This window comes from Pseudomonas sp. SAR267 (assembly GCF_052077595.1).
In the GTDB taxonomy this organism is placed as follows: Bacteria; Pseudomonadota; Gammaproteobacteria; order Pseudomonadales; family Pseudomonadaceae; genus Aquipseudomonas; species Aquipseudomonas vlassakiae.
This window is the reverse complement of the sequence record NZ_JBQIHU010000001.1, coordinates 2940879-2960441: the sequence shown is the minus strand read 5'-3', so window position 1 is coordinate 2960441 and position 19563 is coordinate 2940879. Positions and strand designations below refer to the sequence as shown.

Here is a 19563-nt window from a genome sequence, read left to right as displayed (position 1 = left end):
TCATGGATATTAAACGCACGATCCTGATCGTCGCCCTGGCAATCGTGTCCTACGTCATGGTCCTCAAGTGGAACGAGGACTACGGCCAGGCTGCCCTGCCGACTCAGAATACTGCTGCCAGCACTGCTGCCCCGGCCTTGCCCGACGGTGTGCCGGCCGGTACCGCCAGCGCCGATGTGCCGAGCGCCAATGCCGAATCCAGCCCTGCCGAACTGGCTCCCGCTGCAGTCAGCAAGGACCTGATCCGGATCAAGACCGATGTCCTGGACCTGGCTATCGATCCGGTTGGTGGTGACATCGTCCAGCTGAACCTGCCGAAATACCCACGCCGTCAGGACCATCCGGACATTCCGTTCCAGCTGTTCGACAACGGTGGCGAGCGCGTCTACCTCGCGCAAAGCGGCCTGACCGGCGCCAACGGTCCGGATGCCCGTTCGTCGGGTCGTCCGCTGTACGCTGCTGAACAGAAGAGCTACCAGCTGGCTGATGGCCAGGACCAATTGGTCGTCGACCTCAAGTTCAGCGATAACGGCGTCAACTACATCAAGCGCTTCAGCTTCAAGCGCGGCGAGTACGACCTGAATGTCAGCTACCTGATCGACAACCAGAGCGGCCAGACCTGGAACGGCAACATGTTTGCCCAGCTCAAGCGTGACGCCAGTTCCGACCCATCGTCGAGCACCGCCACCGGCACCGCCACCTACTTGGGCGCCGCCATGTGGACTGCTTCCGAGCCTTACAAAAAGGTCTCGATGAAGGACATCGACAAAGGTAGTTTGAAAGAAAATGTGTCGGGCGGCTGGGTTGCCTGGCTGCAGCACTACTTCGTGACCGCCTGGATTCCGGCCAAGTCGGACAACAATGTCGTCCAGACCCGCAAGGACAGCCAAGGCAACTACATCATCGGCTACACCGGCCCTGTGCTCAGCGTTCCGGCTGGCGGCAAGGCTGAAACCAGCGCCATGCTGTATGCCGGCCCGAAGATTCAGTCGAAGCTGAAAGAACTGTCCCCAGGTCTGGAGCTGACTGTCGACTACGGCTTCCTGTGGTTCATTGCCCAGCCAATCTTCTGGTTGCTGCAACATATCCACAGCCTGCTGGGTAACTGGGGTTGGTCGATCATCGTGTTGACCATGCTCATCAAGGGCCTGTTCTTCCCGCTCTCGGCTGCCAGCTATCGCTCGATGGCGCGCATGCGGGCCGTGGCGCCGAAGCTTGCCGCGCTGAAGGAACGCTTCGGTGACGATCGCCAGAAGATGTCCCAGGCGATGATGGAGCTGTACAAGAAAGAGAAGATCAACCCGCTGGGCGGCTGCCTGCCGATCCTGGTACAGATGCCGGTGTTCCTGTCGCTGTACTGGGTACTGCTGGAAAGCGTCGAGATGCGCCAAGCCCCATGGATGCTGTGGATTACCGACCTGTCGATCAAGGATCCGTTCTTCATCCTGCCGATCATCATGGGCGCCACCATGTTCATCCAGCAGCGTCTTAACCCAACGCCACCGGATCCGATGCAGGCCAAGGTGATGAAAATGATGCCGATCATCTTCACCTTTTTCTTCCTGTGGTTCCCGGCTGGTCTGGTGCTGTACTGGGTTGTGAACAACTGCCTGTCGATCACTCAGCAGTGGTACATCACCCGCCGTATCGAAGCAGCCACCAAAAAAGCTGCTGCTTGACGGGCTACTGCGCTAGCCTGTGAATAAAAACGCCCCTTCGGGGGCGTTTTTGCTATCTGTCGTTTTGTCGTAGAGGCTTTCGAGCATGAACACTGTGCGTGAAACCATCGCTGCCATCGCCACCGCCCAAGGCCGCGGTGGCGTCGGTATCGTCAGGCTGTCCGGGCCATTGGCAAGCAAGGCTGGCCAGTTGATCACCGGCCGGACGCTGAAGCCACGCCATGCCCACTACGGGCCATTCCGCGATGAGGATGGCCTGGTGCTGGATGAAGGCATTGCGTTGTACTTCCCTGGGCCGAACTCGTTCACCGGCGAGGATGTACTTGAGTTGCAGGGACATGGCGGCCCGGTTGTCCTGGATATGCTGCTGCAGCGCTGTGTGCAAGTCGGTTGCCGTCTGGCGCGCCCGGGCGAGTTCAGCGAGCGGGCGTTCCTCAACGACAAGCTTGATCTGGCCCAGGCCGAAGCCATCGCTGACCTGATCGAGGCGAGCTCCAGCCAGGCTGCACGTAATGCCTTGCGCTCGCTGCAGGGCGAATTCTCCAAGCGTGTGCATAGCCTGACAGAGGCGCTGATTGCCCTGCGCATTTATGTCGAGGCCGCGATCGACTTCCCGGAAGAGGAGATCGACTTCCTCGCCGATGGCCATGTGTTGTCGATGCTTGATGCCGTCCGCGCCGCGTTATCCACTGTACAGCGCGAGGCCGGGCAGGGCGCCTTGCTGCGTGACGGAATGACGGTGGTCATTGCCGGCCGGCCAAACGCCGGCAAGTCGAGCTTGCTGAACCAGTTGGCGGGGCGTGAGGCGGCCATCGTCACCGACATCGCCGGCACCACCCGGGATATTCTGCGTGAACATATCCACATCGACGGCATGCCCCTGCACGTCGTCGATACGGCCGGCCTGCGAGATACCGACGACCATGTGGAAAAGATCGGCGTGGAACGCGCGCTCAAGGCTATCGGCGAGGCCGACCGGGTACTTCTCGTAGTCGATTCCACCGCACCCGAGGCCAGTGACCCGTTCGCCTTGTGGCCCGAGTTTCTTGACCAGCGTCCAGATCCGGCGAAGGTCACGCTGATTCGCAACAAAGCGGACCTCAGCGGTGAGCGGGTAGGGCTGGAGTTGTGCGAAGACGGCCATGTAACCATCACCCTCAGTGCCAAAGGTGACATCCAGGGGCTGCAGTTGCTGCGCGATCACCTGAAGGCCTGCATGGGTTACGAACAGACCGCCGAGAGCGGTTTCAGCGCCCGCCGGCGCCACCTGGATGCCTTGCGCCAGGCCAGTTCGCACCTGGAGCATGGCCGCGCCCAACTGACCCTGGCTGGTGCGGGTGAATTGTTGGCCGAAGACTTGCGGCAGGCACAGCAGGCCCTGGGTGAAATCACCGGCGCGTTCAGTTCCGATGACCTGCTGGGGCGGATTTTCTCCAGTTTCTGCATCGGCAAGTAGTCCACAACCAGGCAAATCCAAGGCCGCTCCGTTGGGAGCGGCTTTTTTTTGCCTGCGATTTCCATTCGTCGGATCTTTCGAAGCCCATACCGGCCCCTGTGGGAGCGGCTTGAGCCGTGAAACGCCAGATCAGGCCTAACAAAATCATCCACAGACTCGTTTTTCTGGTCAGGAGCCCTGTGGAAAACTGGCCCTTAGCCCTCTTGATAAGCAGGCCATTTTGCTGAGGAAAAATCCGCCTGTGGGTAAACGTTCATTTAATCCACAGGCTTAAAGACGTTATCCATACCCCTCATGGTCGGTAAGCCACAGGGTTCAGTTTCCCTGAAAATTAGACGGTGAAAGGGCTACAGCAGCTTATCCACAGGAGAGGCTGTGCATAAGAATAAACATAAAAACAAAGCTTTTATAAAGTTTTCTTCTTTGATTTATGTTGTCTGCCATTCATCCACAGACTGGTCAAAATTTGCTCAGACGGTTCCTTTGCAGGGGGTGAAGTCCCTATACTTGTCCGCTTACCTTCTCTATTCGCAAAAACAGGCACGAGGTGCGTGGTGGATTTCCCTTCCCGTTTTGAAGTGATCGTCATCGGCGGCGGCCATGCCGGTACCGAGGCTGCGCTTGCGTCAGCACGCATGGGTGTGAAAACCCTGCTGTTGACCCATAACGTGGAAACCCTCGGTCACATGAGCTGCAACCCGGCGATTGGTGGCATCGGCAAGAGCCATCTGGTCAAAGAGATCGATGCACTCGGCGGCGCCATGGCGCTGGCCACCGACAAGAGCGGCATTCAGTTCCGCATCCTGAACAACCGCAAGGGCCCGGCCGTACGCGCCACCCGCGCCCAGGCCGACCGCGCCATCTACAAGGCTGTGGTACGCGAAATCCTGGAAAACCAGCCGAACCTGTGGATATTCCAGCAGTCGTGTGACGACCTGATCGTCGAACAGGACCAGGTCAAAGGCGTGGTAACCCAGATGGGGCTGCGGTTCTTCGCTGAATCGGTGGTACTGACCACCGGTACTTTCCTCGGCGGGCTTATCCACATCGGCCTGCAGAATCATTCCGGCGGTCGTGCCGGTGATCCGCCGTCAATCGCCCTGGCTCACCGCATGCGCGAACTGCCGCTGCGCGTTGGCCGCCTGAAAACCGGTACTCCGCCGCGTATCGATGGCCGTTCCGTGGATTTCTCGGTCATGACCGAGCAACCTGGCGACACGCCGATCCCGGTGATGTCGTTCATGGGCAACGCCAACATGCACCCACGCCAGGTGAGCTGCTGGATTACCCACACCAACGCCCGCACCCACGAGATCATTGCTTCGAACCTGGACCGTTCACCGATGTACTCCGGTGTGATCGAGGGTGTTGGCCCGCGCTATTGCCCGTCGATCGAAGACAAGATCCACCGCTTCGCCGACAAGGAAAGCCATCAGGTGTTCATCGAGCCGGAAGGCCTGACCACCCACGAGCTGTACCCCAACGGTATCTCCACTTCGCTGCCATTCGATGTGCAGCTGGAACTGGTGCGCTCGATCCGCGGCATGGAAAACGCCCACATCGTCCGCCCGGGTTACGCCATCGAATACGACTACTTCGATCCCCGTGATTTGAAGTACAGCCTCGAGACCAAAGTCATCGGCGGCCTGTTCTTCGCCGGCCAGATCAACGGCACCACCGGCTACGAAGAAGCCGGCGCCCAGGGCTTGCTGGCGGGTACCAACGCCGCGCTGCGCGCGCAAGGCCGCGAAAGCTGGTGCCCGCGCCGCGACGAGGCGTACATCGGAGTACTGGTCGATGACCTGATTACCCTGGGCACCCAGGAGCCGTACCGCATGTTCACTTCGCGTGCCGAGTACCGGCTGATCCTGCGCGAAGACAATGCTGACCTGCGCCTGACCGAGAAAGGTCGCGAGCTCGGTCTGATCGATGACGAGCGTTGGGCTGCGTTCTGCGCCAAGCGTGACGGCATCGAGCGTGAAGAGCAGCGCCTGAAATCGACCTGGGTCCGCCCGAACACGGAGCAAGGCCAAGCGATTGTGGATAAGTTCGGTACTCCACTGGCCCACGAGTACAGCCTGCTCAACCTGCTGGCGCGGCCTGAGATCGACTATGCCGGGCTGATCGAAGCGACCGGCGGTGCAGAAATCGATCCACAGGTCGCCGAGCAGGTCGAGATCAAGACCAAGTACGCCGGATACATCGATCGCCAACAGGACGAGATCGCCCGCCTGCGAGCCAGCGAAGACACCCGGCTGCCTGTGGATATCGACTACACCACGATTTCCGGGCTGTCGAAGGAGATCCAGGGCAAGCTCGGCCAGACCCGTCCAGAGACACTGGGCCAGGCTTCGCGTATTCCAGGCGTTACCCCGGCAGCCATATCCCTGTTGTTGATTCATCTGAAAAAACGCGGCGCAGGCCGCGAATTGGAGCAAAGCGCTTGAGTTCCCTGGTCACCCCGCAACACGCCGAAGAGTTGTCCACAGGTGCGCGCCAGCTTGGTGTCGAACTGAGCGCCGAGCAGCACGAAAAGCTGCTGGGCTACCTCGCCCTGTTGATCAAATGGAACAAAGCCTACAACCTCACTGCCGTGCGTGACCCGGACGAGATGGTCTCCCGTCATCTGCTCGACAGCCTCAGCGTCATGACGTTTATCCACAGCCAGCGTGACAACTGGCTGGATGTCGGCAGCGGCGGTGGCATGCCCGGCATTCCTTTGGCTATCCTGCATCCGCACAAGCAGGTGACGGTGCTGGACGCCAATGGCAAGAAGACGCGCTTCCTGACCCAGGTGAAGATGGAGCTGAAGCTGGACAACCTCACGGTTATCCACAGCCGGGTCGAAGCCTTCCAGCCGTCGCAACCGTTCAGCGGCATCATCTCCCGCGCCTTCAGCAGCATGGAGAACTTCACCAACTGGACACGCCATCTGGGCGACACCGGGACGCAATGGCTTGCAATGAAGGGGCTGCATCCTGCCGATGAACTGGTAGCATTGCCCGCAGACTTCACAGTGGAAAGCGAGCAGGCCCTGACCGTTCCGGGTTGCCAGGGCCAGCGCCATCTGCTGATACTGCGCCGCAAGGCTTGATTGGGAACACACGCAACAATGGCTAAGGTATTCGCAATCGCGAACCAGAAAGGTGGTGTCGGCAAGACCACTACCTGTATCAACCTCGCAGCATCGCTGGCCGCGACCAAGCGTCGTGTGCTGCTGATCGACCTCGATCCCCAGGGCAACGCGACCATGGGTAGCGGTGTGGACAAACACGAACTCGAGCATTCGGTCTATGACCTGCTGATCGGGGAATGCGACCTTGCCCAGGCCATGCACTACTCCGAGCACGGCGGCTTCCAGCTGCTGCCGGCTAACCGCGACCTGACCGCCGCGGAAGTGGTGCTGCTGGAAATGCAGGTCAAGGAAAGCCGCCTGCGCAACGCGCTGGCGCCGATCCGCGAAAATTACGATTTCATCCTCATCGACTGCCCGCCGTCGCTGTCGATGCTGACGCTCAATGCGCTGGTCGCCTCCGATGGCGTCATCATCCCGATGCAGTGTGAGTACTACGCACTGGAAGGGCTCAGCGACCTTGTGGATAACATCAAGCGCATCGCTGCCCGGTTGAACCCGGAGCTCAAGATCGAAGGCCTGCTGCGGACCATGTATGACCCGCGCCTGAGCCTGAACAATGATGTTTCGGCGCAGCTCAAGGAGCATTTCGGCGAGCAGCTGTACGACACGGTCATTCCGCGCAACATCCGCCTGGCCGAGGCTCCGAGCTTCGGCATGCCGGCGCTGGCCTACGACAAGCAATCGCGTGGCGCTCTGGCTTATCTGGCCTTGGCCGGTGAACTGGTACGCCGTCAACGCCGTCAATCACGCACTGCACAGACAACTTAAGGAATCCGCATGGCCGTTAAGAAACGGGGTCTCGGACGTGGGTTGGATGCACTGCTAAGTGGTCCTTCCGTCAGCGCGCTCGAAGAGCAGGCTGTGAAGATCGACCAGAAAGAACTGCAACACCTGCCCGTCGAACTGATCCAGCGCGGCAAATACCAGCCGCGCCGCGACATGGACCCCGAGGCACTGGAAGAACTCGCACACTCGATTCGCAACCATGGGGTGATGCAACCGATCGTGGTCCGCCCGATCGACGGTAGCCGCTATGAGATCATTGCCGGTGAGCGCCGCTGGCGCGCCACCCAGCAAGCCGGTCTCGACACCATCCCGGCGATGGTGCGCGAAGTGCCGGATGAAGCCGCCATCGCCATGGCGCTGATCGAGAACATTCAGCGCGAGGACCTCAACCCGCTGGAAGAAGCCCTGGCCCTGCAGCGCCTGCAGCAAGAGTTCGAGCTGACCCAGCAACAGGTGGCCGATGCCGTGGGCAAGTCGCGGGTGACCGTGGCCAACCTGTTGCGCCTGATTTCGCTGCCCGAGGCAATCAAGACCATGCTCGCCCACGGCGACCTGGAGATGGGCCACGCCCGCGCATTGCTCGGCCTCGAGGAAGAACGTCAGGAAGAGGGGGCGCGTCATGTTGTCGCACGTGGCCTGACCGTGCGCCAAACTGAGGCACTGGTCCGTCAATGGCTCAACGGCAAGCCTGATCCGGTCGAACCGAGCAAACCTGATCCGGACATTGCACGCCTTGAACAGCGGCTCGCAGAGCGCCTTGGCTCCGCCGTGCAGATACGCCACGGCAACAAGGGCAAAGGCCAGTTGGTTATCCGCTACAACTCGCTTGACGAGTTGCAAGGCGTGCTTGCTCACATCCGCTGAAACAATTCCCGTTGTAGCGAGCAGTCGGAAATCACTACCGAAGAGTTGAATAGGGGTTAATCCACCCCTATACTCTGCGCGCATTTTGTCGGCACAAATTATGCCAAGTCATAACTGACTTGTTGGTCGACTTCCGAGGAGCAGTTGTGATGGAAATCCGCACGCCAAACCGCCTGCCTTTCCATCGCTGGGCGGTTTTTCCGGTACTGCTGGCTCAATTCGTCGTACTGCTGCTGGCAACCTTCGTGTTGTGGCAGTGGAAAGGGGCGGTCAGTGGATATTCAGGCCTTTGCGGAGGTTTGATTGCCTGGCTGCCCAATGTGTATTTCGCCTGGAAGGCTTTTCGCTTCAGCGGAGCTCGGGCGGCACAAGCCATCGTCAAGTCGTTTTACGCTGGCGAGGCAGGCAAGATGATTTTGACGGCAGTGCTATTTGCACTGACCTTCGCAGGAGTGAAGCCACTGGCGCCGTTAGCAGTCTTCGGCGTCTTCGTGTTGACCCTTTTGGTCAGCTGGTTCGCGCCCCTGCTGATGAATAAAAGACTTTCGAGACCTTAGGGCGTTTGAGGCAACCATGGCAGCAGAAACCGCTTCGGGCTATATCCAGCACCACTTGCAGAACCTGACCTACGGTCAACTACCAGACGGCAGCTGGGGCTTTGCCCATTCGGCTGCAGAAGCCAAGGCAATGGGCTTCTGGGCGTTCCACCTGGACACCCTGGGTTGGTCCGTCGCGCTGGGTCTGATCTTCCTGTTCATCTTCCGCATGGCGGCCAAGAAGGCGACTTCTGGTCAACCAGGCGGCCTGCAGAACTTCGTGGAAGTGATGGTGGACTTCGTCCATGGCAGCGTGAAGGACTCCTTCCACGGCCGTAGCCCGGTAATCGCCCCGCTGGCGCTGACCATCTTCGTCTGGGTATTCCTGATGAACGCCATCGACCTGGTACCGGTCGACTGGATTCCTCAGCTGGCCATGCTGATCTCCGGTGATCCGCACATTCCGTTCCGTGCCGTGTCGACCACCGACCCGAACGCGACCCTGGCCATGGCCTTCTGCGTGTTCGCCCTGATCATCTTCTACAGCATCAAGGTCAAGGGCCTGGGCGGCTTCATCGGTGAGCTCACCCTGCATCCGTTCGGCAGCAAGAACATCTTCGTTCAGATCCTGCTGATCCCGGTGAACTTCCTGCTCGAATTCGTCACCCTGATCGCCAAGCCGATCTCCCTGGCTCTGCGTCTTTTCGGCAACATGTACGCTGGCGAACTGGTGTTCATCCTCATCGCCGTGATGTTCGGCGCCGGCATCCTCTGGCTGAGCGGCCTGGGTGTCGTGCTGCAGTGGGCATGGGCTGTGTTCCACATCCTGATCATCACGCTGCAAGCTTTCATCTTCATGATGCTGACCATCGTCTACCTGTCGATGGCTCATGAAGATAACCATTAAGACCGCCTGGCGTGTCTTGTAGCCTTCCCCGCTCGTTTGGGGGGAAGGCTTTAAAAGTCCGCAAGGGCAGCTGTACCAAACGATTTGTTTTACCGCTTCAACTTAAAAACCTAACCAATACGACGTAAAAGTCGGGAGGAAAGATGGAAACTGTAGTTGGTCTGACCGCTATCGCTGTTGCTCTGCTGATCGGCCTGGGTGCTCTGGGTACCGCCATTGGTTTCGGCCTGCTGGGCGGCAAATTCCTGGAAGGCGCTGCTCGTCAACCAGAAATGGTTCCGATGCTGCAGGTGAAAATGTTCATCGTTGCCGGTCTGCTCGACGCCGTAACCATGATCGGTGTTGGTATCGCTCTGTTCTTCACCTTCGCGAATCCGTTCGTTGGTCAGATCGCCGGCTAATCACTCGTAACCACGAGTTGATGGCTGTGATGAATTAAGACCGAGCGAGGTGTTGGCGTGAACATTAATGCAACCCTGATTGGCCAATCCGTTGCCTTCCTGATTTTTGTACTCTTCTGCATGAAGTATGTATGGCCTCCGGTCATCACTGCTCTGCAGGAGCGTCAAAAGAAGATTGCCGACGGCTTGGACGCTGCCAACCGCGCAGCTCGCGACCTGGAGCTGGCCCAAGAAAAAGTGGGTCAGCAACTGCGTGAAGCTAAAGCACAGGCAGCCGAAATCATTGAGCAAAGCAAGAAGCGCGCTGCTCAGCTTGTCGAGGAAGCCCGTGACCAGGCCCGCGTCGAAGCTGACCGTGTGAAGGCTCAGGCTCTGGCCGAGATCGAACAGGAACTGAACAGCGCGAAAGACGCCCTGCGTGCCCAAGTGGGTGCCCTGGCTGTTGGCGGTGCTGAAAAGATCCTTGGCGCCACAATCGATCAAAACGCGCATGCGGAGCTGGTTAACAAACTGGCCGCTGAAATTTAAGCGAGGGCGATCATGGCAGAACTGACCACGTTGGCCCGACCTTACGCTAAGGCTGCCTTTGAGCATGCCCAGGCCCATCAGCAACTGGCCAATTGGTCAGCCATGCTCGGCCTGGCTGCTGCGGTGTCTCAAGACGACACCATGCAGCGCCTGCTCAAGGCCCCGCGACTGACGAGCGCAGAAAAGGCCGCCACGTTCATTGACGTGTGCGGTGACAAGTTCAATGCACAGGCACAGAATTTCATTCATGTTGCCGCGGAAAATGACCGTCTCCTGCTTTTGCCGGAGATTGCCGCTCTGTTCGACCTGTACAAGGCCGAGCAAGAGAAATCCGTGGACGTGGAAGTCACCAGTGCCTTCGCGTTGAACCAAGAACAGCAAGACAAACTCGCCAAGGTTCTCAGTGCACGGCTAGGCCAGGAAGTTCGCCTGCACGCGTCGGAGGATGCCAGCCTGATTGGCGGCGTCGTCATCCGCGCTGGTGACCTGGTAATCGATGGCTCTGTTCGCGGCAAGATCGCGAAACTGGCCGAAGCATTGAAATCTTGAGTTTGAAGGGGCAGCAGAGCAATGCAGCAACTCAATCCTTCCGAAATTAGTGAAATCATCAAGGGCCGCATCGACAACCTCGATGTGAGCTCCCAAGCCCGTAACGAAGGTACCGTTGTTTCGGTATCCGACGGTATCGTGCGGATCCACGGTCTGGCCGACGTCATGTACGGCGAAATGATCGAGTTCCCTGGCAGCGTATTCGGCATGGCCCTGAACCTGGAGCAAGACTCCGTAGGTGCGGTGATCCTGGGTGCCTATGACACCCTCGCCGAAGGCATGAGCGCCAAGTGCACCGGCCGCATCCTGGAAGTTCCGGTTGGTAAGGAACTGCTGGGTCGCGTCGTTGACGCACTGGGCAACCCGATCGACGGCAAGGGTCCTCTGGGCAACACCCAGACCGACGCGGTCGAGAAAGTGGCTCCGGGCGTGATCTGGCGTAAGTCGGTAGACCAGCCTGTACAGACTGGCTACAAGTCCGTCGACGCCATGATTCCTGTCGGCCGTGGCCAGCGCGAGCTGATCATCGGTGACCGCCAGATCGGCAAGACCGCCATGGCCATCGACGCCATCATCAACCAGAAAGACTCCGGTATTTTCTGTGTGTATGTTGCAGTCGGCCAAAAGCGTTCCACCGTTGCCAACATCGTTCGCAAGCTGGAAGAAACCGGCGCCCTGGCCAACACCATCGTGGTCGTTGCCAGTGCTTCGGAATCCGCCGCACTGCAGTTCCTGGCTCCTTACGCCGGCTGCACCATGGGCGAGTTCTTCCGTGACCGCGGTGAAGACGCCCTGATCGTTTACGATGACCTGTCCAAGCAGGCCGTTGCCTACCGTCAGATTTCCCTGCTGCTGCGCCGTCCACCAGGACGTGAAGCGTACCCAGGTGACGTGTTCTATCTCCACTCCCGTCTGCTGGAGCGTGCATCGCGCGTTTCGGAAGAGTACGTCGAGAAGTTCACCAACGGCGCAGTCACTGGCAAGACCGGTTCCCTGACCGCCCTGCCGATCATCGAAACCCAGGCTGGCGACGTTTCCGCGTTCGTTCCGACCAACGTGATTTCCATCACCGACGGTCAGATCTTCCTGGAATCGGCCATGTTCAACTCGGGCATCCGCCCTGCAGTGAACGCCGGTGTTTCGGTATCCCGCGTAGGTGGTGCCGCTCAGACCAAGATCATCAAGAAGCTGTCCGGTGGTATTCGTACCGCTCTGGCTCAGTACCGTGAACTGGCTGCATTCGCCCAGTTCGCTTCCGATCTGGACGAAGCGACCCGCAAGCAGCTGGAGCATGGTCAGCGCGTAACCGAGCTGATGAAGCAGAAGCAGTACGCGCCAATGTCCATCGCGGACATGGCCCTGTCGCTGTACGCCGCTGAGCGTGGTTTCCTGACTGACGTGGAAGTCTCCAAGGTCGGTAGCTTCGAGCAAGCGCTGATCGCCTACTTCAACCGTGATCACGCCGAACTGATGGCGAAGATCAACGTGAAGGGTGACTTCAACGACGAAATCGACGCTGGCATGAAAGCCGGTATCGAGAAGTTCAAGGCCACCCAGACCTGGTAAGCCGCAGCGGGGGCTCCGGCCCCCGCTTGCTAACCTGATAGGTGATACATGGCAGGCGCAAAAGAGATTCGCAGTAAGATTGCGAGCATCAAAAGCACGCAAAAAATTACCAGCGCCATGGAGAAAGTGGCGGTCAGCAAGATGCGCAAGGCACAAATGCGCATGGCTGCTAGCCGTCCTTACGCGGAGCGTATCCGCCAGGTGATCGGTCATCTGGCCAACGCCAACCCGGAATACCGCCACCCGTTCATGATCGAGCGCCCTGTAAAGCGCGCCGGTTATATCGTGGTGAGCAGTGACCGAGGTCTGTGCGGCGGCTTGAACACCAACCTGTTCAAGGCCCTGGTCAAGGACATGAACGAAAACCGCGAACAGGGCGTTGAAATCGACCTGTGCGTGATCGGCAGCAAGGGTGCGACTTTCTTCCGCATCTTTGGCGGCAACGTGGTAGCCGCGATCAGCCACCTGGGCGAAGAGCCATCGATCAACGATCTGATCGGCTCCGTCAAAGTGATGCTGGACGCCTACCTGGACGGCCGTATCGATCGCCTTTCGGTGGTTTCGAACAAGTTCATCAACACCATGACCCAAAAACCGACGGTCGAGCAATTGGTACCGTTGGTGGCAACCCCGGATCAGGATCTCAAGCATCACTGGGATTATCTGTACGAACCTGACGCAAAAGAGCTGCTGGACGGCTTGATGGTGCGTTACGTGGAGTCGCAGGTATACCAGGCGGTGGTCGAGAACAACGCTGCTGAACAGGCAGCCCGGATGATCGCCATGAAGAACGCCACAGACAACGCCGGTGATTTGATCAAAGAGCTGCAGTTGATCTACAACAAGGCGCGTCAGGCTGCGATCACCCAGGAGATCTCGGAAATCGTCGGCGGCGCTGCCGCGGTTTAACGGTTCAAAAATTCAGAGGATCCAGCTATGAGTAGCGGACGTATCGTTCAAATCATCGGCGCCGTCATCGACGTGGAATTCCCACGTGACGTCGTACCGAGTGTTTACAACGCGCTGAAAGTTCAAGGCGCGGAAACCACCCTCGAAGTTCAGCAGCAGCTGGGCGACGGCGTGGTTCGTACCATTGCGATGGGCTCGACCGAAGGCCTGAAGCGCGGTCTGGATGTCGTCGACACCGGCGCTGCCATCTCCGTTCCAGTTGGTAAGGCCACCCTGGGCCGTATCATGGACGTACTTGGCAACCCGATCGACGAAGCCGGCCCGATCGGCGAAGAAGAGCGTCGCGGTATCCACCAGCCAGCGCCTTCGTTCGCTGACCAGGCAGGCGGCAACGACCTGCTGGAAACCGGCATCAAGGTTATCGACCTGGTCTGCCCGTTCGCCAAGGGTGGTAAGGTTGGTCTGTTCGGTGGCGCCGGCGTCGGCAAGACCGTAAACATGATGGAACTGATCCGTAACATCGCCATGGAACACAGCGGTTACTCCGTGTTCGCTGGTGTGGGTGAGCGTACTCGTGAGGGTAACGACTTCTACCACGAGATGAAGGACTCCAACGTTCTCGACAAGGTAGCGCTGGTCTACGGTCAGATGAACGAGCCACCAGGAAACCGTCTGCGCGTAGCGCTGACCGGCCTGACCATGGCTGAGAAGTTCCGTGACGAAGGTAACGACGTTCTGCTGTTCGTCGACAACATCTATCGTTACACCCTGGCCGGTACCGAAGTATCTGCACTGCTGGGCCGTATGCCTTCGGCAGTAGGTTACCAGCCGACCCTGGCCGAAGAGATGGGCGTTCTGCAAGAGCGTATCACTTCGACCAAAGAAGGTTCGATCACCTCCGTTCAGGCCGTATACGTACCTGCGGACGACCTGACCGACCCGTCGCCAGCGACCACCTTCGCTCACCTGGACGCCACCGTCGTTCTGTCCCGTGACATCGCTTCCCTGGGTATCTACCCAGCGGTTGACCCACTGGACTCGACTTCGCGCCAGCTGGATCCGAACGTGATCGGCAACGAACACTACGAGACCGCTCGTGGCGTTCAGTATGTTCTGCAGCGCTACAAAGAGCTGAAGGACATCATCGCGATCCTGGGTATGGACGAACTGTCCGAAAGCGACAAGCAACTGGTAGCCCGTGCTCGTAAGATCCAGCGCTTCCTGTCGCAGCCGTTCTTCGTGGCCGAAGTCTTCACCGGTTCGCCAGGCAAGTACGTTCCCCTGAAAGACACCATCGCTGGCTTCAGCGGCATCCTCAAAGGTGACTACGACCACCTGCCAGAACAAGCGTTCTACATGGTCGGCAGCATCGACGAAGCGATCGAGAAAGCCAAGAAACTGTAATCCCGGCGCCCCGCAAGGGGCGCTAATCAGGTTGAGGCAAGCAGATGGCTATGACAGTCCATTGCGATATCGTCAGCGCGGAAGGAGAAATCTTCTCCGGCCTGGTCGAGATGGTAGTAGCGCACGGCAACCTGGGCGATCTTGGTATCGCTCCAGGCCACGCCCCGCTGATCACCAATCTCAAGCCTGGTCCGATCACGCTGACCAAGCAAGGTGGCGATCGTGAGGTGTTCTACATCTCCGGTGGCTTCCTCGAAGTGCAGCCGAACATGGTGAAGGTTCTTGCCGACACCGTGCAGCGCGCTGCCGACCTGGACGAAGCTCAGGCTCAGGAAGCCCTCAAGGCTGCTGAGAACGCCCTGAACGCGAAAAGCTCGGACTTCGACTACGGTGCTGCTGCCGCACGTCTGGCCGAAGCAGCAGCTCAGCTGCGTACTGTCCAGCAAATGCGCAAGGGCAAGTAATCCGGCTTTGGCCGCATACTTCCGTTGCGATTGAGTTAAAGGGTAGCCTCGGCTACCCTTTTTCTTTTTCTGAATTCCCTCTTCGGTCATCCCTGACCACCCAGGATTGGTAGCCAGTCAATGTCCCTCGATATCGTCATTCTCGCCGCAGGCCAAGGTACACGCATGCGTTCGGCGCTGCCAAAAGTACTGCACCCGGTAGCCGGCAACTCCATGCTCGGTCACGTTATCCACAGCGCGCGCCAGCTCCAGCCACAGGGCATTCATGTGGTCATCGGTCACGGCGCCGAGCTGGTGCGTGAGCGCCTGGCAGCCGACGACCTGAATTTCGTCATGCAAGACAAGCAGCTGGGCACGGGTCACGCCGTTGCGCAGGCCTTGCCAGCGATCACTGCCGATACCGTGCTGGTGCTGTACGGCGATGTGCCGCTAATCGAAGTGGAAACCCTGCAGCGGTTGCTGGCGAAGGTTAACGACACTCAGCTCGGCCTGCTCACCGTCACCTTGCAAGACCCGACCGGTTATGGCCGCATCGTGCGTGATGGCGAAGGCCAGGTGGTCGCTATTGTCGAGCACAAGGACGCCAGCGAAGCGCAAAAGGCGATCAAGGAAGGCAATACCGGTATTCTGGCCATGCCTGCCGCGCGCCTGGCCGACTGGATGGGCCGCCTGTCGAACAACAATGCCCAGGGTGAGTACTACCTCACGGATGTCATTGCCATGGCGGTGGCTGATGGCCTGGTGGTCGCCACCGAACAGCCCCATGACCCGATGGAAGTACAGGGCGCCAATGACCGTCGCCAGCTCTCGGAACTCGAGCGCCATTACCAGCTGCGTGAAGGCCGCCGCCTGATGGCCCAGGGTGTCACCTTGCGCGACCCGGCCCGTTTCGATGTGCGTGGCGAAGTGACTGTGGGTCGCGACGTGCTGATCGACATCAACGTCATCCTGGAAGGCAAGGTAGTCATCGAGGACGACGTGCAGATCGGCCCGAACTGTGTGATCAAGGACAGCACCCTGCGCAAGGGGGCAATCATCAAGGCCAACACGCATCTCGACGGCGCGGTGATGGGCGAGGGCAGCGATGCCGGGCCGTTCGCCCGCCTGCGCCCGGGCAGCGTGCTGGAAGCCAAGGCCCATGTGGGTAACTTCGTCGAACTGAAAAACGCCCATTTGGGGGAAGGCGCCAAGGCTGGCCATCTGACCTACCTGGGAGACGCCGAGATCGGTGCGCGTACCAACATCGGCGCCGGTACCATTACCTGCAACTACGATGGCGCCAACAAGTTCAAGACCGTGATGGGGGAGGACGTGTTCATCGGCTCCAACAACTCGCTAGTGGCGCCTGTGGAAATCAAGGCCGGTGCCACCACGGCGGCCGGTTCGACCATCACTCAGGCTGTCGAAGCAGGTGACTTGGCGGTGGCCCGTGCGCGCCAGCGCAATATCGCGGGCTGGAAGCGCCCGGAGAAGATCAAGAAAAGCTAAGTTATACACAGCTGTTTCGATCGAAAGCCGACTTATGTGAATAAGTCGGTTTTTTTATGCCTGCACACAACCCTTTGGGAGCGGGCTTGCCCGCGAAGTAGACAACACGATGTATGGCACGGGCTGCGCCCGTGTTCGCGGGCACACCCGCTCCCACAGGGATGTGTGTTGTCAGGAATTTTTATCCACACCTTGACGAACCGACGAACTTAGGTTTTGATTGCAATTGTTATCTTTCGAATCGAAACTTATCAGACCATGTCGAAACGAAACACTCCCCAGCGCCGCCACAACATCCTGGCCTTGCTCAGCGAGCAAGGCGAGGTGAGCGTCGACGCCTTGGCCAAGCGTTTCGAAACCTCGGAAGTGACCATCCGCAAGGACCTTGCCGCGCTGGAGGCCAACGGCCTGTTGCTGCGCCGCTACGGCGGTGCGGTGCCGGTACCGCAGGAGATGCTCAGTGAACCGGCGCAACCGGTCTCTGCCTACAAGAAGGCTATCGCCCGTGCAGCGGTCGGGCGTATTCGCGAGCATGCGCGGATCATCATCGACAGCGGCAGCACTACCGCTGCGATGATTCCGGAGCTGGGCCGCCAGCCCGGTCTGGTAGTGATGACCAATTCATTGAATGTGGCCCGCGCCATCAGCGAGATCGAGCACGAGCCGGTGCTGCTGATGACCGGGGGGACCTGGGACCCGCATTCCGAGTCGTTCCAAGGTCAGGTCGCCGAGCAGGTCCTACGCTCTTACGATTTCGATCAGCTGTTCATCGGTGCCGATGGCATCGACCTGCAGCGCGGCACCACCACATTCAATGAGCTGCTTGGCCTGAGCCGGGTAATGGCCGAGGTAGCCCGCGAAGTGATCGTGATGGTCGAGTCGGACAAGGTCGGGCGCAAGATCCCCAATCTCGAGCTGCCGTGGGGCAGCGTGCACACCCTTATTACAGATGAACGCCTGCCTGCAGCGGCACGCGAACAGATTCAAGCCCGCGGCATCAACTTGATTTGCGCCGCGATCAGCCAGGAGCAATAAACATGTGTGGAATCGTTGGTGCCGTAGCCGAGCGCAATATCACTGCCATTCTCATCGAAGGCCTCAAGCGTCTTGAATATCGTGGCTACGACAGTGCTGGCCTGGCTGTCTACACCCAGCAGGGCGAACTGCAGCGCCGCCGCCGGATCGGCAAAGTTGCCGAGCTGCAGGCCGCTGTTGCCGCCGAGCCGCTGAACGGCCAACTGGGCATCGCCCACACCCGCTGGGCCACCCACGGAGCACCGACCGAAGGCAACGCCCACCCGCATTTCTCCGGCAACGAAGTGGCGGTGGTGCACAACGGCATCATCGAAAACCACGAAGAGCTGCGTGAAGAGCTGAAAGGTCTGGGCTACGTGTTTAGCTCGCAGACCGACACCGAAGTCATCGTCCACCTGATCCACCACACCCTGAAGACCCTTCCGGACCTGGCCGATGCGCTTAAAGCGGCAGTGAAGCGTCTGCACGGTGCCTATGGCCTTGCGCTGATCAGCGTGGCACAACCTGACCGCCTGGTAGCCGCACGCAGCGGCAGCCCGCTGGTAATTGGCCTGGGCCACGGCGAGAACTTCCTGGCTTCCGACCAACTGGCCCTGCGCCAGGTCACCGACCGTTTCATGTACCTGGAGGAGGGTGATATCGCGGAGATTCGCCGCGACCAGGTAAGAATCTGGGACCAGACCGGTGAGCCGGTACAGCGTGAAACCGTGCAGTACCACGAAGGCGCCGAAGCTGCCGACAAGGGCGCCTATCGTCACTTCATGCTCAAGGAGATCCACGAGCAGCCGACCGTGGTCCAGCGCACCCTGGAAGGCCGCTTGGGCAAGGACCACGTGATGGTCCAGGCTTTCGGCCCGCAGGCGGCCGAGCTGTTCGCCAAAGTGCGTAACGTGCAGATCGTCGCCTGCGGTACCAGCTACCACGCCGGCATGGTCGCCCGTTACTGGCTGGAGAGCCTCGCTGGCATTCCATGCCAAGTCGAAGTGGCGAGCGAATTCCGTTATCGCAAAGTAGTGGTGCAGCCAGATACGCTATTCGTTTCGATCTCCCAGTCTGGCGAAACCGCCGACACCCTGGCTGCCCTGCGCAACGCCAAGGAGCTGGGCTTCCTTGGTAGCCTGGCCATCTGCAACGTCGGCATCAGCTCGCTGGTGCGTGAGTCCGACCTGACCCTGCTGACCCTGGCCGGCCCGGAAATCGGCGTGGCTTCGACCAAGGCCTTTACCACCCAGCTGGTCTCGCTGATGCTGCTGACTCTGGCGCTGGGCCAAGTGCGCGGCACCCTCGAAGCGGGCGTCGAAGCCGAGTTGGTGGAAGAGCTGCGTCGTCTGCCCGCGCGCTTGGGGGAGGCCCTGGCCATGGACAGCACTGTAGAGAAAACTGCCGAGCTGTTCGCCGACAAGCACCATACCCTGTTCCTCGGCCGAGGAGCCCAGTATCCGGTGGCCATGGAGGGCGCGCTGAAGCTTAAGGAAATCTCCTACATCCACGCCGAAGCCTACCCGGCCGGTGAGCTCAAGCACGGTCCGCTGGCGCTTGTGGATAACGACATGCCAGTGGTCACTGTAGCGCCGAACAATGAACTGCTGGAAAAGCTCAAGTCCAACCTGCAGGAAGTGCGTGCCCGTGGTGGTGAGCTGGTGGTGTTCGCTGACGAGAATGCCGGCATGAGCAACGGCGAAGGCACTCACGTGATCAAGGTGCCGCACATCGTCGACGAACTGGCGCCGATCCTCTACACCATTCCCCTGCAACTGCTTTCATACTACGTGGCGGTGCTCAAGGGTACGGACGTCGACCAGCCGCGTAACTTGGCCAAGTCCGTGACGGTGGAGTAAGCATTTTCCGCCTGGAA

At 59.5% G+C, this 19563-nt stretch carries 18 protein-coding genes; all 18 read left to right on the top strand.

Annotated features, from left to right (window positions below; all coding sequences use genetic code 11):
- Positions 1-2 precede the first annotated feature (2 nt).
- The 18 genes from yidC to glmS all read left to right on the top strand — a co-directional run bounded on the left by yidC (position 3) and on the right by glmS (position 19546).
- Complete coding sequence (gene yidC, locus ACTORR_RS14260; protein WP_054884439.1) at positions 3-1679, top strand: membrane protein insertase YidC; 1677 nt, start codon at positions 3-5, stop codon at positions 1677-1679.
- Between the two features lie 85 nt (positions 1680-1764).
- Complete coding sequence (mnmE, locus tag ACTORR_RS14255; protein ID WP_099815204.1) at positions 1765-3135, top strand: tRNA uridine-5-carboxymethylaminomethyl(34) synthesis GTPase MnmE; 1371 nt, start codon at positions 1765-1767, stop codon at positions 3133-3135.
- A gap of 554 nt (positions 3136-3689) precedes the next feature.
- On the top strand, positions 3690-5582 hold the full coding sequence (gene mnmG / locus ACTORR_RS14250; RefSeq protein ID WP_262109431.1) for a tRNA uridine-5-carboxymethylaminomethyl(34) synthesis enzyme MnmG: 1893 nt from the start codon (positions 3690-3692) through the stop codon (positions 5580-5582).
- A complete protein-coding gene (gene rsmG, locus ACTORR_RS14245) occupies positions 5579-6229 on the top strand; it encodes a 16S rRNA (guanine(527)-N(7))-methyltransferase RsmG (protein WP_313365043.1) in 651 nt (216 codons plus the stop codon). Before mnmG ends, rsmG begins: the two co-directional genes overlap by 4 nt.
- Positions 6230-6247: 18 nt before the next feature.
- Complete coding sequence (locus tag ACTORR_RS14240; protein WP_012316952.1) at positions 6248-7039, top strand: ParA family protein; 792 nt, start codon at positions 6248-6250, stop codon at positions 7037-7039.
- A gap of 9 nt (positions 7040-7048) precedes the next feature.
- Positions 7049-7921 (top strand): ParB/RepB/Spo0J family partition protein, encoded by an 873-nt coding sequence (locus ACTORR_RS14235; protein WP_054884844.1) that lies wholly within the window; start codon positions 7049-7051, stop codon positions 7919-7921.
- Positions 7922-8070: 149 nt separating this feature from the next.
- Positions 8071-8478 (top strand): F0F1 ATP synthase subunit I, encoded by a 408-nt coding sequence (locus tag ACTORR_RS14230; RefSeq protein ID WP_054884843.1) that lies wholly within the window; start codon positions 8071-8073, stop codon positions 8476-8478.
- A gap of 16 nt (positions 8479-8494) precedes the next feature.
- Positions 8495-9364, top strand: a complete 870-nt coding sequence (atpB, locus tag ACTORR_RS14225) for a F0F1 ATP synthase subunit A (protein ID WP_054884842.1) — start codon at positions 8495-8497, stop codon at positions 9362-9364.
- A 143-nt stretch (positions 9365-9507) separates the two neighbouring features.
- Positions 9508-9765: a F0F1 ATP synthase subunit C gene (gene atpE / locus ACTORR_RS14220; protein WP_003097235.1), complete on the top strand. Its 258-nt coding sequence runs from the start codon at positions 9508-9510 to the stop codon at positions 9763-9765.
- A 57-nt stretch (positions 9766-9822) separates the two neighbouring features.
- On the top strand, positions 9823-10293 hold the full coding sequence (locus ACTORR_RS14215; protein ID WP_027917106.1) for a F0F1 ATP synthase subunit B: 471 nt from the start codon (positions 9823-9825) through the stop codon (positions 10291-10293).
- A 12-nt stretch (positions 10294-10305) separates the two neighbouring features.
- Positions 10306-10842 (top strand): F0F1 ATP synthase subunit delta, encoded by a 537-nt coding sequence (locus ACTORR_RS14210; RefSeq protein ID WP_003253191.1) that lies wholly within the window; start codon positions 10306-10308, stop codon positions 10840-10842.
- Between the two features lie 21 nt (positions 10843-10863).
- Complete coding sequence (gene atpA / locus ACTORR_RS14205; protein ID WP_054884841.1) at positions 10864-12408, top strand: F0F1 ATP synthase subunit alpha; 1545 nt, start codon at positions 10864-10866, stop codon at positions 12406-12408.
- A gap of 48 nt (positions 12409-12456) precedes the next feature.
- On the top strand, positions 12457-13317 hold the full coding sequence (gene atpG / locus ACTORR_RS14200; RefSeq protein ID WP_013974905.1) for a F0F1 ATP synthase subunit gamma: 861 nt from the start codon (positions 12457-12459) through the stop codon (positions 13315-13317).
- A gap of 27 nt (positions 13318-13344) precedes the next feature.
- A complete protein-coding gene (gene atpD, locus ACTORR_RS14195) occupies positions 13345-14721 on the top strand; it encodes a F0F1 ATP synthase subunit beta (protein ID WP_054884840.1) in 1377 nt (458 codons plus the stop codon).
- A gap of 44 nt (positions 14722-14765) precedes the next feature.
- The gene (locus ACTORR_RS14190; protein WP_033695933.1) at positions 14766-15185 is read left to right on the top strand and encodes a F0F1 ATP synthase subunit epsilon; all 420 of its coding nucleotides are present in this window, start codon (positions 14766-14768) and stop codon (positions 15183-15185) included.
- 120 nt (positions 15186-15305) lie between these two features.
- On the top strand, positions 15306-16673 hold the full coding sequence (gene glmU, locus ACTORR_RS14185; RefSeq protein ID WP_313365046.1) for a bifunctional UDP-N-acetylglucosamine diphosphorylase/glucosamine-1-phosphate N-acetyltransferase GlmU: 1368 nt from the start codon (positions 15306-15308) through the stop codon (positions 16671-16673).
- A gap of 258 nt (positions 16674-16931) precedes the next feature.
- Positions 16932-17708, top strand: a complete 777-nt coding sequence (locus ACTORR_RS14180; protein WP_054884856.1) for a DeoR/GlpR family DNA-binding transcription regulator — start codon at positions 16932-16934, stop codon at positions 17706-17708.
- A gap of 2 nt (positions 17709-17710) precedes the next feature.
- Positions 17711-19546 carry a glutamine--fructose-6-phosphate transaminase (isomerizing) gene (gene glmS / locus ACTORR_RS14175; protein WP_054884838.1) on the top strand — a complete coding sequence of 612 codons (1836 nt, stop codon included), beginning with the start codon at positions 17711-17713 and terminating at the stop codon, positions 19544-19546.
- Positions 19547-19563: the final 17 nt, after the last annotated feature.

Excerpts from the sequence above, each read along its gene's own strand:
- ACTORR_RS14190 (WP_033695933.1), top strand. The coding sequence starts at position 14,766 with ATGGCTATGACAGTCCATTGCGATATCGTCAGCGCGGAAGGAGAAATC.
- glmS (WP_054884838.1), top strand. The coding sequence starts at position 17,711 with ATGTGTGGAATCGTTGGTGCCGTAGCCGAGCGCAATATCACTGCCATT.
- atpA (WP_054884841.1), top strand. The coding sequence starts at position 10,864 with ATGCAGCAACTCAATCCTTCCGAAATTAGTGAAATCATCAAGGGCCGC.
- mnmE (WP_099815204.1), top strand. The coding sequence starts at position 1,765 with ATGAACACTGTGCGTGAAACCATCGCTGCCATCGCCACCGCCCAAGGC.
- atpG (WP_013974905.1), top strand. The coding sequence starts at position 12,457 with ATGGCAGGCGCAAAAGAGATTCGCAGTAAGATTGCGAGCATCAAAAGC.
- ACTORR_RS14180 (WP_054884856.1), top strand. The coding sequence starts at position 16,932 with ATGTCGAAACGAAACACTCCCCAGCGCCGCCACAACATCCTGGCCTTG.
- ACTORR_RS14230 (WP_054884843.1), top strand. The coding sequence starts at position 8,071 with ATGGAAATCCGCACGCCAAACCGCCTGCCTTTCCATCGCTGGGCGGTT.
- ACTORR_RS14235 (WP_054884844.1), top strand. The coding sequence starts at position 7,049 with ATGGCCGTTAAGAAACGGGGTCTCGGACGTGGGTTGGATGCACTGCTA.
- ACTORR_RS14240 (WP_012316952.1), top strand. The coding sequence starts at position 6,248 with ATGGCTAAGGTATTCGCAATCGCGAACCAGAAAGGTGGTGTCGGCAAG.
- yidC (WP_054884439.1), top strand. The coding sequence starts at position 3 with ATGGATATTAAACGCACGATCCTGATCGTCGCCCTGGCAATCGTGTCC.
- atpB (WP_054884842.1), top strand. The coding sequence starts at position 8,495 with ATGGCAGCAGAAACCGCTTCGGGCTATATCCAGCACCACTTGCAGAAC.
- atpD (WP_054884840.1), top strand. The coding sequence starts at position 13,345 with ATGAGTAGCGGACGTATCGTTCAAATCATCGGCGCCGTCATCGACGTG.
- ACTORR_RS14210 (WP_003253191.1), top strand. The coding sequence starts at position 10,306 with ATGGCAGAACTGACCACGTTGGCCCGACCTTACGCTAAGGCTGCCTTT.
- atpE (WP_003097235.1), top strand. The coding sequence starts at position 9,508 with ATGGAAACTGTAGTTGGTCTGACCGCTATCGCTGTTGCTCTGCTGATC.
- glmU (WP_313365046.1), top strand. The coding sequence starts at position 15,306 with ATGTCCCTCGATATCGTCATTCTCGCCGCAGGCCAAGGTACACGCATG.